Source organism: Streptomyces albus subsp. albus, from assembly GCF_000725885.1.
Taxonomy (GTDB): domain Bacteria; phylum Actinomycetota; class Actinomycetes; order Streptomycetales; family Streptomycetaceae; genus Streptomyces; species Streptomyces albus.
In genome coordinates this window covers 132,163-148,286 of sequence record NZ_JODR01000017.1, presented here as the reverse complement: position 1 = coordinate 148,286, position 16,124 = coordinate 132,163, and the positions used below count along the sequence as shown (strand labels likewise).

At 71.9% G+C, this 16,124-nt stretch carries 14 protein-coding genes; 10 read left to right on the top strand and 4 right to left on the bottom strand.

All coding sequences use genetic code 11. The features are described 5' to 3' along the window. Positions 1 to 40 precede the first annotated feature (40 nt). On the bottom strand, positions 41 to 1,369 hold the full coding sequence (gene murA, locus IO40_RS0120575) for a UDP-N-acetylglucosamine 1-carboxyvinyltransferase (protein ID WP_016469241.1): 1,329 nt from the start codon (positions 1,367 to 1,369) through the stop codon (positions 41 to 43). Positions 1,370 to 1,587: 218 nt separating this feature from the next. Here murA and IO40_RS39840 point away from each other — a divergent pair, with 218 nt between their 5' ends. Then, on the top strand, positions 1,588 to 2,454 hold the full coding sequence (locus IO40_RS39840; RefSeq protein WP_016469240.1) for a YqgE/AlgH family protein: 867 nt from the start codon (positions 1,588 to 1,590) through the stop codon (positions 2,452 to 2,454). Positions 2,455 to 2,546: 92 nt separating this feature from the next. Continuing rightward, positions 2,547 to 2,843, top strand: coding sequence for a DUF3039 domain-containing protein (locus IO40_RS0120565; RefSeq protein WP_016469239.1), 297 nt, complete (start codon positions 2,547 to 2,549; stop codon positions 2,841 to 2,843). 317 nt (positions 2,844 to 3,160) lie between these two features. On the opposite strand, the gene IO40_RS0120560 is transcribed toward IO40_RS0120565, so the two are convergent. Next, positions 3,161 to 4,027, bottom strand: a complete 867-nt coding sequence (locus IO40_RS0120560) for a YwqG family protein (RefSeq protein ID WP_051173498.1) — start codon at positions 4,025 to 4,027, stop codon at positions 3,161 to 3,163. 172 nt (positions 4,028 to 4,199) lie between these two features. On the opposite strand from IO40_RS0120560, the gene IO40_RS0120555 reads away from it, so the two are divergent. Together IO40_RS0120555 and IO40_RS0120550 are read left to right on the top strand one after the other, a co-directional pair. After that, positions 4,200 to 4,892, top strand: a complete 693-nt coding sequence (locus IO40_RS0120555; RefSeq protein WP_031175889.1) for a hypothetical protein — start codon at positions 4,200 to 4,202, stop codon at positions 4,890 to 4,892. Beyond that, positions 4,880 to 5,950, top strand: a complete 1,071-nt coding sequence (locus IO40_RS0120550) for a hypothetical protein (RefSeq protein WP_031175888.1) — start codon at positions 4,880 to 4,882, stop codon at positions 5,948 to 5,950. Before IO40_RS0120555 ends, IO40_RS0120550 begins: the two co-directional genes overlap by 13 nt. Here the strand turns inward: IO40_RS0120550 and IO40_RS0120545 are convergent. Beyond that, a complete protein-coding gene (locus IO40_RS0120545; RefSeq protein WP_031175887.1) occupies positions 5,943 to 6,341 on the bottom strand; it encodes a thiol-disulfide oxidoreductase DCC family protein in 399 nt (132 codons plus the stop codon). The two genes, IO40_RS0120550 and IO40_RS0120545, sit on opposite strands and share 8 nt — an antisense overlap. A 49-nt stretch (positions 6,342 to 6,390) precedes the next feature. Between IO40_RS0120545 and IO40_RS0120540 the strand changes: the two genes are divergently transcribed. Both IO40_RS0120540 and IO40_RS0120535 read left to right on the top strand, forming a co-directional pair. After that, positions 6,391 to 7,275: a M55 family metallopeptidase gene (locus IO40_RS0120540; protein ID WP_031175886.1), complete on the top strand. Its 885-nt coding sequence runs from the start codon at positions 6,391 to 6,393 to the stop codon at positions 7,273 to 7,275. 277 nt (positions 7,276 to 7,552) lie between these two features. Further along, positions 7,553 to 9,112, top strand: a complete 1,560-nt coding sequence (locus IO40_RS0120535; protein WP_030407186.1) for an amino acid permease — start codon at positions 7,553 to 7,555, stop codon at positions 9,110 to 9,112. A gap of 164 nt (positions 9,113 to 9,276) precedes the next feature. On the opposite strand, the gene IO40_RS0120530 is transcribed toward IO40_RS0120535, so the two are convergent. Then, entirely contained in the window at positions 9,277 to 10,563 is a 1,287-nt protein-coding gene (locus IO40_RS0120530) for a DUF1266 domain-containing protein (protein WP_016469232.1), read from the bottom strand. Between the two features lie 774 nt (positions 10,564 to 11,337). On the opposite strand from IO40_RS0120530, the gene IO40_RS0120520 reads away from it, so the two are divergent. The 4 genes from IO40_RS0120520 to IO40_RS0120505 are packed head-to-tail and all read left to right on the top strand — an operon-like array spanning position 11,338 to position 16,082. After that, a complete protein-coding gene (locus tag IO40_RS0120520; protein WP_031175885.1) occupies positions 11,338 to 12,609 on the top strand; it encodes an extracellular solute-binding protein in 1,272 nt (423 codons plus the stop codon). After that, on the top strand, positions 12,606 to 13,586 hold the full coding sequence (locus IO40_RS0120515; RefSeq protein WP_016469229.1) for a carbohydrate ABC transporter permease: 981 nt from the start codon (positions 12,606 to 12,608) through the stop codon (positions 13,584 to 13,586). Before IO40_RS0120520 ends, IO40_RS0120515 begins: the two co-directional genes overlap by 4 nt. Next, positions 13,583 to 14,476: a carbohydrate ABC transporter permease gene (locus IO40_RS0120510; protein ID WP_041968952.1), complete on the top strand. Its 894-nt coding sequence runs from the start codon at positions 13,583 to 13,585 to the stop codon at positions 14,474 to 14,476. The genes IO40_RS0120515 and IO40_RS0120510 overlap by 4 nt, the downstream gene beginning before the upstream one ends. Positions 14,477 to 14,489: 13 nt before the next feature. Next, positions 14,490 to 16,082: a beta-N-acetylhexosaminidase gene (locus IO40_RS0120505; protein ID WP_016469227.1), complete on the top strand. Its 1,593-nt coding sequence runs from the start codon at positions 14,490 to 14,492 to the stop codon at positions 16,080 to 16,082. Positions 16,083 to 16,124 lie beyond the last annotated feature (42 nt).

Below are 16,124 nucleotides of genomic sequence, written 5' to 3'. Positions count from 1 at the left end.
CCCGGGCCCGCCCCGGCGCGGGGCAGGCCGGAAGGGGAAGTTACGGGCGCTCCACCTTGGCGCCCAGATCCGCCAGCTTCTGCTGGAAGTTCTCGTAACCGCGGTTGATGAGGTCGATCCCGTGCACCCGCGACGTGCCCTGCGCGGCGAGCGCGGCGATCAGGTACGAGAAGCCGCCCCGCAGGTCCGGGATGATCAGATCCGTGCCCTGGAGTTTCGTCGGGCCCGAAACCACCGCCGAGTGCAGGAAGTTGCGCTGCCCGAACCGGCAGGGCGTCCCGCCCAGGCACTCCCGGTACAGCTGGATGTGCGCGCCCATCTTGTTGAGCGCGGAGGTGAACCCCAGCCGCGACTCGTACACCGTCTCGTGCACGATCGACAGCCCCGACGCCTGCGTCAGCGCCACGACCAGCGGCTGCTGCCAGTCGGTCTGGAAGCCCGGGTGGACGTCCGTCTCCAGCGCGATGGCGTTCAGCGGGCCGCCCGGGTGCCAGAACCGGATGCCCTCGTCGCCGATCTCGAAGGCGCCGCCGACCTTCCGGTAGGTGTTGAGGAAGGTGATCATCGAGCGCTGCTCGGCGCCCCGGACGAACACACTGCCCTGCGTGGCCAGCGCCGCGCTCGCCCAGGATGCCGCCTCCAGACGGTCGGGCAGCGCCCGGTGCGTGTAGCCGCCGAGCTTGTCCACACCCGTGACGCGGATCGTGCGGTCGGTGTCCACGGAGATGATCGCGCCCATCTTCTGCAGGACGCAGATCAGGTCCTCGATCTCCGGCTCGATCGCCGCGTTGGACAGCTCCGTGACACCGTCGGCGAGCACGGCGGTCAGCAGCACCTGCTCCGTGGAGCCTACCGACGGGTACGGCAGCCGGATCTTGGTGCCGCGCAGCCGCTGCGGCGCCTCCAGGTACTGGCCGTCGGCGCGCTTCTCGATCGTCGCGCCGAACTTGCGCAGCACGTCGAAGTGGAAGTCCACCGGCCGGCCGCCGATGTCGCAGCCGCCCAGGCCCGGGATGAAGGCGTGGCCGAGGCGGTGCAGCAGCGGCCCGCAGAAGAGAATCGGAATCCGCGAGGAGCCCGCGTGCGCGTCGATGTCCGCGACGTTGGCGCTCTCCACGTGCGACGGGTCGAGCACCAGCTCGCCGGACTCGTCCCCCGCGCGCACCGTGACGCCGTGCAACTGGAGCAGCCCGCGCACGACCCGCACGTCGCGGATGTCGGGGACATTGCGCAGTCGGCTCGGCTCGCTGCCCAGCAGCGCGGCAACCATGGCCTTGGGGACGAGGTTCTTCGCACCCCGGACACGGATCTCGCCCTCGATCGGGGCGCCACCGTGGACGAGGAGTACGTCGGCTGGGCTGTCGGTCATGGATCTCCGCGATTCCGCGAGACGGGATGGGACAACAGGCAAGCGTAATGGCCCCGTCCGGGCGTACCCCAAGCGAGAGGGGGGCCTGCGACTGTCACAGGTCCGCAATAACACGGTGGGTTAGATGTCCGTTGCGTACCGTGTTGTGGCGCGGGGAGCGCGTCCTGGATCTGCCCATTGGGTCCCCGGGAACGCCGCTGGTGCGGGATCATTGCCGTATGACCGAGGTGTCCTCGCTCACCGGGCGACTGCTCGTCGCGACACCGGTGCTGGCCGACCCGAACTTCGACCGCGCGGTGGTGCTCCTCCTCGACCACGACGAGGCGGGCTCACTGGGCGTGGTCCTCAATCGCCCCACCCCGGTGAACGTCGGCGACATCCTGGAACCGTGGGCGGCGCTCGCGGGCGAGCCGGGAGTCGTCTTCCAGGGCGGGCCCGTCTCCCTCGACGCGGCACTCGGCGTGGCCGTCGTGCCCTCCGGCAGGGGTGACCGCACGGACGGTGCCGCCGGCCGGCGCGACCCTACGGACGGCGCCGCCGGCTCCGGGCCGGACGCCGGTGCCGCCGCCCTCGGTGACACCCCGCGGACCGCCGGTGACCGGCCCGGCCGCACCCGGCCCGGAGAGCCGCCCTCCGATGCGCCCGGTGCCGCCTCCGGGGAGACCGGCGCCGCCTCCGACGGGGCCTTCGCCGCCTCCGGCGGGAGCGGTGCCGCCTCCGACGGGGCCCGCGCGTCCGCGGACGAGCCCGGCGACGAAGCGCTCGACCCGGACACCGTCCTCGACACCGACGGCCCCCTGGGCTGGCGCCGCGTCCACGGCGCCATCGGCCTGGTGGACCTGGAGGCCCCGCCCGAACTGCTCGCCGCCGAACTCGGCTCGCTGCGGATCTTCGCCGGATACGCCGGATGGGGGCCCGGCCAGCTGGAGAAAGAGCTGTCCGAGGGCGCCTGGTACGTGGTCGAGTCCGAGCCCGGCGATGTGTCCTCGCCCGCGCCGGAGGGCCTGTGGCGGTCCGTACTGCGCAGGCAGCGCAGCGAGTTGGCGCTGGTCGCCACCTACCCGGACGACCCCTCCCTGAACTGACCGCCGGACCGGGCCCACGGCCCCCCGATGGGGTGACGCGGGCCCCCGCCCATGCCTGACGTGTCCCGGCCGCATGAGTACCCTTGGACTGCATGAGCACTCTTGAGCCCGAGCGCGGGGCGGGCACCGGCACACTCGTCGAACCGACCCCGCAGACATCGCACGGTGACGGCGATCACGAGCGGTTCGCCCACTATGTCCAGAAGGACAAGATCATGGCGAGCGCGATGGACGGGACGCCGGTCGTCGCGCTCTGCGGAAAGGTCTGGGTCCCGGGGCGTGACCCCAAGAAGTACCCGGTCTGCCCCATGTGCAAGGAGATCTACGAGACGATGGGTCCCGGCGGGGACAAGGGCGGCAAGGACGGCAAGGGCGGCGGCAAGAAGTAGCCACCTCGCCGGCCGGCGCCGCCCGGCCGCAACCGCCGGCCACCCCGCACCACCCGCGTACGTCTCAGCCCGCGCCCGTCCGTCCCCGCCAGCCCGGCGGGGACGGACGGGCGCGGTGCGCGTGCGGCCCGTTCGGCCCCCTGCCCCTGCTGACGGCCGTCCGCCTCTGCCGGCGCTTGCTCCCCGGGGGCTCCCCCCACCCAGCACCCACGGCAGCGGTCCGTCCGCAGCCGAACCACGTCAGCATTCACAGCGGTGGTGGCGTGGCCGCGGCGGAACCACGGCGCGACGAACGGTGGCGCACCCCGCCGCCACCGTCAGCAGCACTGCCAGGTGAAGCGGGCCTCCTCGAAACGGTTCGCGGCCAGGTCCTCCGGGCGGATCAGCCAGTACAGCACCCCGCAGTCGCCCCAGCACATGCCCGCCTCCTCATCGCTGTCGAACTGGGCCAGCAGCGTCCACCGCTGCGCCTCCTCCTCCAGCCGCGGATCGCTCCAGTCCACCCCGCCCAGCACCCCGCGGGCCACCTCCGTCTCCACCGGGCCCTGCACGTTGTCCGCATTCCCCAGAAGCTGGTGCGTGCTCGGAGCCAGCCGCCGCACCTCCTCGACGAAGGCGTCGCTGCCCACCGGATGCGCGTACTCGTCGGTCGGCTCCCGGAACCCCAGCGCCCGGGCCACCGCCACCGCGTCACCGGCCGGCGCCGTCAGCCCGATCTCGGCCGTCAGCGGCACCTCGTCGTACGACGCGGCACCCTCCGGCGTCGCCCGGCGCGGCAACTCCTCGTAGCCGGCGGGAAGATGCAGCACGCGGTAGCCCGCCCAGGTCCGCGGATCCCCCGCGTCCACGATCTCCAGCGCCTCGTCGTCCTCGTAGTAGAAGAAGGCCAGCCAGCCGTCCGTACGCAGCGGCAGGTCCACCCCCTGCCCGGCGGCCGTCTCCCGTATCGCGCCGCAGTCCACCGCCGCCACGAAACCCAGCGGCCCGCGCCCCTCCCACACGGGCCACGCCACCCCCTCGGGCAGCCGCGGCTCCCCGCCCAGCACCCCGACGACACGCTCCCCCTCCCGCGCCCTGCGCAACCGCGCGCCGGGCTTGAGCAGCCCGATCCACCGCTCGGCATCCCGCGCCGGCATATGGGCGCGGGCCAGTTCCTGCAACGTTCCGGGCGTGCTCGTCGTCATGGCGGCCATCATGCCCCCGCCCACTGACACCGCCGCCTCCGGACCACGCAGCAACTTCCCGCGGACAGCGCCCGTTCGCCACCCCGCGCGTTCATGAAGTCACTCGGCGGAGCGCACGACCCGCTGCTACCGTCAGGTCCACGACAGTCGCCTGACGTAATGGGAGCCCGCCGTGCAACTGCCCCGCCGCGCCGCCTCGTTGGCCGCCGTCGCCGCCGCCTCGGCGGTGCTGCTCGCCGGGTGCGGCAACGACGACGGCCCCTCCGACGGCAAGATCGAAGGAGCGGACTCCGCGAAGAAGACCTCCGCCACGCCCACCCCCACCAAGGGCGAGGACGCCCCGAAGGAAGAGCGGCCCGATTTCCGCACGTCGGACATCACCCTGCCGGAAGACATCAAGCTCGTCTTCGACTGGAAACAGCCCGACGACCCGGAAAAGGCCGCGGCGTTGGACGGAGCGGCGGATTATATGAGGGCTCTCATGCACGGGACGGTGAAGCAGGATCCGAAGGACCCGCTGCTTGCCGAGCACGTGGTGCCGTTGCAGACCGCGGAGGAGTACGCCGCTGCGCTCATCAAGGCCCACGTCGATGGCGGTGCCACGGTCACCGGGACGGACCGCTACTACCGCGAGAGCGTCGGCGATGTCGTGGACGGGAAACTGGCCGAAGTGTCCTTCTGCGTGGACCAGTCCAAGCTGTACAGCAAGAAGATCAAAAGCGGGAAGATCAAGTACACCGAGAAGAGCGCATCGAGCTACATGCGCTACACCGTGGTCATGCAGAAGCCCGAGAAGGACACGATGCCCTGGAAGGCGCGTACCTTCGAGTTCGAGGCGAAGGCGGTGCAGAAATGCAAAGACTGACAGTGAGCTGCGCGCTGGTGACCAGTCTGTGCGCCGCAGCTCTCGGGATGAACGCCACCACGGCGTGGGCCGACGACGAATACCGCGACGCCACCACAGGGAAGTTCCAGAAGGGTGCTCTCACCGACGGCGAAGCCACCGCCGCCGCCGGGGCCAGCAGGGAGGTCGCCTACTCCGGGAGCGGTGCCGGGGGTGACCGGCGAGGGGCGGGGGGCCTCTCCGTGCCGGCGGCGCACTGGTCGCCGCCCCCCTGCTGGTACGCGCCCATGTACTCGCCCAAGCAGTTGAAGAAGAAGGTCGAGGACTCGCCGTACTCGCTCACGGGGCGGCAGCCGGACAACGGGGGGATCAAGCAGGAGGTCGACACGGACATCCGTCACAAGTACACGGAGGGGGACTACAAGAACTTCAACCTCAAGAAGGAGGGCGAGGGGAAGTTCTGGGCGGCGGTCCCGAACCCGGACGAGCCGAACGCGGCGAAGCGGCAGTCGTGCACGAAGCTGCCGTTCTGGGTGAAGAACGGTGAACGGCCGGACGTCGAGAACGCGATCAGTCCGCGCATTCTGTCGCAGTTGGCGTTCGCGCGTGTCCGGGTGCCGGAAACGGAACTGGAGCTGAATCCGGCCGGCCGGCAGACGGTGAATCTGCCGACGTGGGTGTGGCTGGACGCGGACCGGTACCGGAAGCTGTCGGTGACGGCGTCGGTGGACCTGGGCGGTGGCGAGAAGATCTGGGCGACGACGACGGTGACGCCCGCGGCGCTGCGGCTGTCGCCGGGTACGCAGGAGGCGACGACGTATCCGTCCTCCGGTGAGTGCCGGGCCGAGGACGGGCGGATCGGTGTCCCGTACCGCAAGGGCAGCGGGAAGAAGAAGCCGCCGTGCGGGGTGACGTATCTGCGGGCCGCTGCCGAGGGCGCGGGGTATCCGTTGAAGGCGACGCTGACCTGGAAGGCGTCGTGGGAGGGGAGCGACGGCGCCGGGGACGGGTCGCTGCCCGACGGTGAGTACGCGGGGACCCGGCAGGTGTCCGTCCAGGAGATCCAGTCGGTCAACTAGGGGTGCGGCCCTGGGGAGTGCGGGGCGGTGCCGCGCAAGCCGGGGTGCCGCCGGGCAGGCGGTGCCGGTTGGCGGCGACGAGGCGGTAGAGGCCGTCGGCCGCCCAGCGCAGGGGCCGCAGCATCATGAGGGCGCCCAGCAGCGGCCAGGCGCCGGGTGCGCTCAGCAGTGCCTTGGCGACGGCGCGGGCGCCGCCGTACACCGTGCCGGTGGGGGTCACCCACAGCACTTCGTGCTCGGCACGGTCGGTGATGACGCCGAGGGCGTCCAGGTCGGTGAACTGCCACGGCACCGGCTCGCAGCGGGGGCGCACACGCCGCTCACCGAAGCGCACCGCGCTGGTGCAGAAGCCGCAGTCTCCGTCGTAGACGAGAAGGGGACGCTCACGCATCCGCCCATTCTGCTCCCTTCGCGCGCGGGGGACTGGGAGAGTGCGGCGCATGGAGAAACGTGGCACGAAGGTGTACATCAGCGCCGACATGGAGGGCGTGACCGGGCTCGTCGGGGCCGACGACGTGCAGATGGGCGGCCGGGACTACGACCGCGGACGCGTGATGATGACCGAGGACGTCAACGCGGCGGTGCGGGGTGCGCTGGCGGGGGGTGCCGGGGAGGTCGTCGTCAACGACACGCACAGCACGATGCGGAACCTGCTGGTGGAGAGCCTGCATCCGGCGGCGTCGCTGGTGCGGGGCAAGCCGAAGCCGATGGGCATGCTCCAGGACCTGGACGGCTCGTTCGACGCCGTGGTGTGCGTCGGCTACCACGCGCGGGCGGGCGCGCTGGGCGTGCTGAGCCACAGCTTTATGGGCCATGAGATCGAGGACATGTGGCTGGGCGGGGTCGGTGACGAGCCGGGTGACGCCCGTGCGATGGGGGAGATCGGCTTCGCCTGTGCCACGGCGACGGCCATCGGTGTGCCGGTGGTGGCGCTGACCGGCTGCGACGTGGCGTGCAAGGAGATCGAGGAGTGGGACCCGCGGGTGCGTGCGGTGCCGGTGAAGTACGCCCGGGACCGGTTCGCGGCGCGGCTCCGTCCCGCCGAGGAGGCCCGCGCCGCCATCGAGGCGGCGGTGGCCGACGGGGTGCGTGAGGCGGCCACCCCGGCCGTCCGGCCGCGCCTGGTACCCGACACCGGCGAGCAGGTGCTGGCCGTGCGGTGGCAGTCGGCCTCCGTCGCCCAGCAGTTGGAGGGCATCCCGGGCGTCTCCCGGCTGGACGACCGCACCGTCCGGGCCCAGGGCTCGCTCCCGGTGCTCTTCCGGCTCTTCGGGGTCTTCATGGGCGTGGCGTACTCGCTCACGGGGCAGCCGCCGTACTGCTGAGCCGGCCGGGCGCATCCGCCGGACGGCCGGCGCAACGTATCCCCGGCCGGGGCCCGCAGCGCGCAATGATCTTCCGGTGATGCGCAACGACCGTGCATTACGGCCGTGAGCGGCGGCTCATAGGCTCATGCCCCGTGCCAGGAGCGGCGGCGACCGCCGACTCGGCGGCCCCCCAACCGACGCGCGGGTGCACCGTTGCCGTGCCCTCCCGGGCTGCTCCGTCATGCCCGCGGGCCGCCGCAGGCGCGCGTCGGTCCGCAGCGACAAGGAGCCCCACATGCCGGAAGACAGCGCGGCGCGGCCCGCGGCCGACCCGTCCCCCCACCCCGCCCCCGGAGCCGGGCCCGCGGGCGGGGCGGGGCCCGGGCTCGCCGCGCGGCTCATGCGGCGCAAGCCCGTCGAGCGGCTCGTCGCCGAGGGCGGGCACGGCGAGGGCGGTGCGCTGCGCCGTTCGCTGAGCATGTGGCAGCTGACGACGATCAGCATCGGCGCCACCCTCGGCACCGGCATCTTTGTCGTCCTGGGGGAGGCCGCGCCGCTGGCCGGGCCGGCCGTCGCCGTCTCGTTCGTCCTCGCCGGGTGCACCGCGCTGTTCTCCGCGCTCTCGTACGCCGAGCTGGCCGGTTCGATCCCCGTCTCCGGCTCGTCCTACTCGTACGCGTACGCCACGATGGGCGAGCTGATCGCCTGGGTGTGCGGCTGGTGCCTGGTGCTGGAGTACGGGATCTCCGTCTCTGCCGTCGCCGTCGGCTGGGGCGAGTACCTGAACGAGCTGCTCGACGGCACGTTCGGGGTGACGCTCCCGGGTGTCGTCTCCGCGCCGCCGGGCGAGGGCGGCTGGATCAATCTGCCCGCGCTCGCCGTCATCCTGCTCGCCGTGGTCTTCCTGATGGGCGGTGCCAAGGAGAGCGCCCGGATCAACACCGTCATGGTCGTCGTCAAGATCGCGACGCTGCTGCTCTTCTGCGGCATCGGCTTCTTCGGCATCAAGGCCGGCAACTACGCGCCGCTCGCCCCGCTGGGGGTCAGCGGGATCAGCGCGGCGGCGGCCACCCTCTTCTTCTCGTACATCGGCTTCGACGCCGCCTCCACCGCCGGGGAGGAGGCCAGGAACGCCCAGCGCGACCTGCCGCGCGCCATCATGCTGTCGCTGCTGATCGTCACCGTGCTCTACTGCCTCGTCGCCCTGGTCGCCGTCGGCGCGATGCCCTGGCAGGAGTTCGGGCACACGCACGCCGCGCTCGCCCGCATCATGGAACGCGTCACCGGGCTGGGACTGTGGAGCGTGGTGCTGGCCGCCGGTGCGGTCGTCGCCATCGCCAGCGTCGTCTTCGCCGTCCTCTACGGCCAGACCCGCATCCTGTTCGCCATGTCCCGCGACGGCCTCGTCCCGCAGGTGTTCGCGAAGGTGGACGAGCGCACCGGTACGCCCCGCGCCAACACCCTGCTGGTCGGCGCCTTCTGCGGCATCCTCGCCGCCACCGTGCCGCTCGGCGAACTCGCCAACGCCACCAGCATCGGCACGCTGTTCGCCTTCGCCCTGGTCAACGTGGCCGTCGTCATCCTGCGCCGCACCCGGCCCACGATGAACCGCACGTTCAAGGTGGCGCTCTTCCCGGTCACCCCGCTGCTCGGCTTCGCCTGCTGCCTGTGGATGATGTCCAGCCTGCCCGCCGTCACCTGGGCCGTCTTCGGCATCTGGATGGCCGTCGGCCTTGCCGTCTACGGCCTGTACGGCCTGCGGCACTCGCGGCTCGCCGACCGTACGGGGACGGGGGCCGGACCCGGCGCGGGAGCGGGGCCCGCCGGGCCGGGGCCGGACCCGGCGGGGGAGTAGGGCCCGCCGGGCCGGGGCGGGCCCGGCGGGGGTGTGGGGCCCGCCGTGCCGGGGCGGGCCCGGCGGGGGTGTGGGGACCGCCGTGCCGGGGGCCCGGCGGGGAGCAGGGGACGGCGGGCCCCGCGATGCACACCGGGCCCGCCCCGAGGACGACGGGGGTCCGCTCAGCCCTCGTCCTCCGGGCGGAACGGGATCGTCAGCCACGGGCTCTCCGGGTCCGTGGTGAGGATCCGGTGCGCGGACAGCGTCTCCTCGTACCAGGGGCCGAACTCCTCGTCGTCGAAGTGGAGACAGCGCCCCAGCGCGTACCCGGCCGAGAAGTCCTCCCAGGAACGGTAGGCCACCGCACTCACCCGGCCCGCCCGCAGCACCGCCTCCTCGGCCTCCTCCAGGGTGCAGAACCGGGAAGCCAGCCCGAAGCGGGCCATGTTGGAGCCCCGGCCGTAGTCCCAGGCGGCGACGGAGCGGACGAACCGGCCCTCCGGCAGCAGCCCGTCCGCACGGAACCGCGCCTCGTACCGGGTGATCCGGCCGATCAGCCGCTTCACCCCCTCGACCTGCGCCTCCATCTCCTCCGCCGACGGGCCCTCCGTCCGCGTCACCCCGTCCGGGGTCAGCTCGACCCGCGCCGTCGGCACCCGGCTGCGCAGCACCCGCTCGGCGGCCTGCCGCCAGTGGCCGGGCTCCACGTGCCCGCCGAAGTCCTGCGCCAGACTGTGCCGCACCCCCAGGGCGAACTCCCACACCGGGCTGCTCATCTCGTTGGTGAGCAACTCCTCCTGGTAGCACAGCCACTTCTGCCGTGTGGTGACGCCCCACCAGCGGTCCAGCAGCCGCCGCTCGTGCTCATAGCCGTAGCCGTGGCCCAGCGCGTTCCAGTACACGCCGTTCTTCACGCACATCAGCGCCCCGCACGCCAGCCCGCGGGCGACCTCGCCGCTGCGGGGGCCGCCCACCCACAGCGTGCGCAGCGTGCCGGGGGAGTTCACCACCTCCACGCGGTCCGCGTGCTGCTGCCACAGCGCCCGGTAGCCCGGCTCCGCCGGGAAGTACGCCTCGCACGGCGAACCCGGGTTCACCGCCAGCCACGGCGGGTCCTCCGCGGACCAGCCGCTCGCGTACGAGCCCAGGTCCTCCCAGATGAACACCGGGTCCTCCACCGGCGCCGGCAGCATCCCCTGCGTGTAGACCGCCGCACACCAGTCGTTCACCTCCGGGCGCCACACCGGGTGGTACCGCGCGGGTATCCGCCCCGGATTGGCGTCCAGCCAGGTGCGGGAAGCCAGCCGGAAGAGGCACTCGCCCGCCAGCACGTCCATGTAGGCCGCCCAGTCGTGCCGGCTCTTGGCCTCGTACAGCCGCCGCTCCACCTCACTGGGCGCCTGCCAGCCCGCATCCGCCGGCGCCGCCCCCACCGCGACGGCCCCCTCCGCCGTCGCCCGCTTCCACATCCGAAGACCTCGCACTCACTCTCGGAGAAAACCGCCGCCGCGCCGTGTCCCGCGCCTCACAACAGCCAGGAGAGCACCGGGAGCACCACGTAGAAGAACGCCAAGTACGCCAGCACGCAGGCGGCGACGATCCACCCCGTGGACATCCGCCGCGTACGCTGCACCCGCGTCCGCCGCACCCGCCGCCCCGTCCTCGGCGGCGCCCACCCGGCTCCCGGATGCGCCCCGTACGCGTTGGGCGGCGCCGTCGGAAGTCGCTGGGCCCGCTTGGCCATGTGCCGGTGTCCTCCTGAACTGCGGGGCGGGAGGTGACGAGACTGCTACGCCGCGTGTGATAATACGCGCCGCCTGACCCTCTGTTATGCATGGGTCAACGCACGGTCAGTGCGCAGGATAGCGCGTCGTGGTGTGCCACGACGGTCGGCGTTCACGGCCCCGGTGCCCGGTGTGCGGCCGGAACGCGCCACGGTTCTCCGCTGATTCCGTCCGGTGTAGTCGGCGGGTTGAAGGAGTGGGCCGGCGCGGTCTGTGGGCAGCTCCTCCCAAGTCCTCCCCTGCAGGCGCGTGTTCGCGCGTGGGCGCGCACCGGAGCGCCCGAGTCGACTAGTTGGTTCGGACCTATTGCCCCCGGGTGGGGGCGGCTCGTAGCCTCACGGCGCAGTGCAGGTTGTGCGATACGAAACGTTCGTTGCGTATGTTGCAACGCCAGTGCTTGGGGGTGCCGTCGTGCGAGTGAGCAGAAGCCGGTCGGGAACGAGGGCGGCGCGGGCCGCGATGCTGTTCGCGGCGGTCGCCGTCGGGCTGGCGGGATGTGCGCCCTCCACGTCCGGCGGGGGCGGGGACGGCAAGGACGCCAAGAGCGGGACCTTGCGGGTCTGGCTCTTCCGTGAAGTCGGCAACCAGCCGAAGGAGAAGGTCGTCTCCGAGGTGGTCGACCGGTTCGAGAAGCGGCACGAGGGGGTGAAGGTCGACGTCCAGTACATCCCCGTCGACAGCCGTGCCGAGAGGATCAAGGGTGCGTTCAACGACCCCGCGTCCGCGCCCGACGTCATCGAGTACGGCAACACCGACACCGCCGGGTACGTCGCCGACGGCGGACTGGCCGACATCAGTGAGGAGTTCCGCGGCTGGAAGGCCGCCGAGGATCTGGACGACACCGCCCGGCAGTCGGTCACCGTACGCGGCAAGCAGTACGGGGTGCCGCTGTTCGTCGGCGTCCGCGCCCTCTACTACCGCACCGACATCTTCGACGACCTCGGTCTGAAGCCGCCCCGCACCCTGGCGGAACTGGGCACCGCCGCCCGGAAGATCCGCGCCGCGCACAAGGACATGTACGGCATCGCCGTCGGCGGCGCCTACACCTACGGCGCCATGCCGTTCATCTGGGCGCACGGCGGCGCACTGGCCGCGGAGAAGAAGGACGGCTCCTACGCCTCCGCGCTCGACAGTGCCGCCGCCAAGAAGGGCATCACCGCCTACACCTCTCTCTTCGGTGACGACAACTGCCCCGCCGGGACCTGCGCCAAGATGGGCGGCAACGACACGGTCGAGGCGTTCGCCGGCGGCAAGGCCGGCATGGCCATCGGCGGTGACTTCAACCGGCAGGCCATGGAGAACGGCAAGGTCAAGGGCGACTACGCGGTCGTGCCCCTGCCCGGGGTGAAGGAGGGCGAGATCGCCCCCGCGTTCGCCGGCGGCAACAACATCGGCGTCCTCAAGAGCACCGGCCACCGCACGCTGGCCGTCCGGCTGGCGGAGGAACTCGCCGGCAAGGACACCCAGGAGAAGCTGTTCGACGCGATGGGCTTCCTGCCCACGTTCGGCGATGTCCGCAAGAAGGCGGCCGAGCGGGAACCCTTCGTCAAGCCGTTCGTGGACACCCTGGAGGCCGGCACCGAGTTCGTGCCCGCCAGTCCCGCCTGGGGCCGCATCGACGCCTCACTGGTGCTGCCGGGGATGTTCCAGCAGATCATCAGCGGCAAGGCCGACGTGGACGGTGCCGCCGCCGACGCCGCGGCCAAGATGGACGAGGCGTTCTCCCAGTGAGCGTCGCCACCGGCAAGGCGGCCACCCGGCCCCGCCCCGCCGCGCGGACGGGCGCGGGCCGCCCCACCGGAGGCCGCGCGCCCCGGCGGTCCGGTCCCGTCCGCGGCGGACGCTGGACGCCCTGGCTCTATCTGGCGCCCGCCCTCGTCGTGCTGGCCGGGCTGCTCGTCTACCCCGTCTACCAGCTCGGGCTGATCTCCTTCCTGGAGTACACCCAGGCGCAGGTAAGCGGTGGGCAGCCCACCAGCTTCCAGGGGCTGGGCAACTACACGGAGCTCTTCTCCGACCGCGAGTTCTGGCGGGTGCTGCTGGCGACCGTCCTGTTCGCCGCCGCCTGCGTCGTGAGCACCCTGCTGGTCGGCTGCGCACTGGCGGTGCTGCTGACCCGGGTGAGAGCGGTGCCGCGGCTGCTGCTGATGCTCGCGGCGCTCGGCGCCTGGGCCACCCCCGCCATCACCGGCTCCACCGTGTGGGTCTTCCTCTTCGACCCCGACTTCGGTCCCGTCAACAGGGTGCTGGGCCTGGGCGACCACTCGTGGACGTACGGGCGCTACAGCGCCTTCGCCCTCGTGCTGTTCGAGGTCGTGTGGTGTTCGTTCCCGCTGGTGATGGTCACCACCTACGCCGGTATCCGGGCCGTGCCCGCCGAGGTGCTGGAGGCCGCCTCCCTCGACGGCGCCGGAGTGTGGCGCACCTGGCGCAGCGTACTGGCGCCCATGCTGCGGCCCATCCTCGTCGTGGTGACGATCCAGTCCATCATCTGGGACTTCAAGGTGTTCACCCAGATCTATGTGATGACGGGCGGCGGCGGTATCGCCGGACAGAACCTCGTGCTCAACGTGTACGCCTACCAGAAGGCGTTCGCGTCCTCCCAGTACAGCCTCGGTTCCGCCGTCGGCGTCGTCATGCTGCTGATCCTGCTCGGCGTCACCCTGCTCTATCTGAAACTGCTGCGCCGCAACGGGGAGGAAATATGAGCGCGCCCGCCGCCCCCGCCGCCCCCGCGCGGCGATCGTCACGGTCACGGACGGGCGTACGGATGCGGATACGGAAACCCTGGCGGCTGCTCGCCGAGTGCGTCACCGTCCTCATCGCCGCGCTCGTCGCCTTCCCGCTCTACTGGATGGTGCTCTCGGCTTTCAAACCCGCCGGGGAAATACGCTCCGACAACCCCGTCCGCTGGACCCTGGCCCCCACTCTCGACTCGTTCCGCCGCGTCTTCACCCAGCAGGAATTCGGCCGCTACTTCCTCAACAGCCTGCTGGTGGCCGGCGCCGTCGTCGTCGCCTCCGCGCTGATCGCCTTCCTCGCCGCGACCGCCGTCACCCGGTTCCGGTTCCGGCTGCGCACCACCTTGCTCATTCTCTTCCTCGCCGCGCAGATGGTGCCCGTCGAGGCCCTCACCATCCCCATGTTCTTCCTCATGCGGGACATCGGCGCCCTCAACTCGCTGCTCTCCCTCATCCTCCCGCACCTCGCCTTCTCCCTCCCCTTCGCGATCTGGATGCTGCGCGGATTCGTCAAAGCCGTTCCCGAGGCGCTGGAGGAACAGGCCTTCATCGACGGGGCGAGCCGCAGCCGGTTCCTGTGGCAGATCCTCTTCCCGCTCGTCCTCCCCGGCCTCGTCGCCACGAGCGTCTTCTCCTTCATCTCCACCTGGAACGACTTCCTGTTCGCGAAATCGTTCATCATCTCCGCCACGGAGAACTCCACCCTCCCCATGGCGCTCCTCGTCTTCTTCGACACCGAAACACCCGACTGGGGCGGCGTGATGGCCGCCTCGACCGTCATGACCCTGCCCGTACTCGTCTTTTTCGTCTGCGTACACCGCCGCCTGGTCTCCGGGCTCGGCGGAGCGGTGAAATGAAGGAGGACCGCACATGTCCGCCACCGGCTGGACGGGACTCGTCCCCCGCCCCCGCGAACTGACGGAAGGCGACGGACCGCCCTTCGTCTGGGACGAGAACACCGCTCTCGTCGCCGGGCCCGGCACCCACGGCGTCGCCCGCCTGCTGCGCGGCACCGCCACTCTGCCCTTCCACGAAGGGCCCGGCGCGCCCCGCAACTCCGTCGAGCTGCACCTCGACGAGGAGCTGGGCGCCGCCGCCTACCGCGTGGAGGTGACGGCCGAACGCGTCACTCTCACCGGCGGTGACGCCGCCGGACTCCACCACGCCACCCACACCCTGCGCCAGGGGCTGCCGCCCGCCGCCTTCCGCCGCGCCGTCAACCGGCCCGTCTGGGAGCTGGCCCCCTGCCGCATCCAGGACGCGCCCCGCTACGCCTGGCGCGGCCTGATGCTGGACGTCGCCCGGCACTTCCTGCCCAAGGACGGTGTCCTGCGCGTCCTCGACCTGCTCGCCGCCCACAAGCTCAACGTCTTCCACTTCCACCTGACCGACGACCAGGGCTGGCGCGTCCAGATCCACCGCTATCCGCGCCTCACCGGGACCGGCGCCTGGCGGCCCCGCACCCGCGTCGGGCACCGTGCCTCGCCGCTGTGGGACGAACGCCCGCACGGCGGCTACTACACCCAGGACGACCTGCGCGAGATCGTCGCCTACGCCGCCGAACGGCACATCACCGTCGTCCCCGAGATCGAGCTGCCCGGCCACTCCCAGGCCGCCATCGCCGCCTACCCCGAACTCGGCACCACCGACGCCGTCGACACCGCCTCGCTCGGCGTGTGGACCGACTGGGGAGTCAGCCCGCACCTGCTGGCCCCCACCGACGACGTCCTGCGCTTCTACGAACACGTCCTCGAAGAAGTCCTCGACATCTTCCCCTCCCCCTACATCCACATCGGCGGCGACGAGACACCCAAGGACGAATGGCGGGCCTCCGCCGTCGCCCAGGCCCGCATCGCCGCCCTCGGGCTCCGCGACGAGGACGCCCTCCAGGCGTGGATGGTCCGCCACTTCGACCGCTGGCTCGCCGACCGCGGACGGCGCATGGTCGGCTGGGACGAGATCCTCGAAGGAGGCACCCTCGACGACGGGCTCACCCCGGGCGCCGTCGTCGCCTCCTGGCGGGGCACCGACGGCGGGGCCGCCGCGGCGCAGGCCGGCCACGACGTGGTGCTCTGCCCCGAGCACCAGCTCTACCTCGACCGCCGGCAGGCCCCGGGGGAGGAGGAGCCGATGCCGCTGGGGTACGTCGCGACCTTGCGCGACGCGTACGAGTTCCAGCCGTTCGGGGAGCCGCTGGGGGAGCGGGTGCTGGGCATCCAGGCCAACATGTGGACCGAGTGCACGGAGAGTTCGCGGCGCGTCGACTACCAGATGTTCCCGCGGCTCGCCGCGGTGGCGGAGGTCGCCTGGTCGGGTGCGGGCGGGGAATACGACGAGTTCGCCGCGCGTCTGGAGCGGGCGCACCTGCCCCGTCTCGACGCCCTCGGTGTGGAGTACCGCCCCCTGGACGGCCCCCTCCCCTGGCAGCAGCGCCCCGGAATCCCCGGCCGCCCCCTCGGCTGAGGGCCCGGCCCCCGGCGCGTCCACGGACGGGCCCCGCCCCTG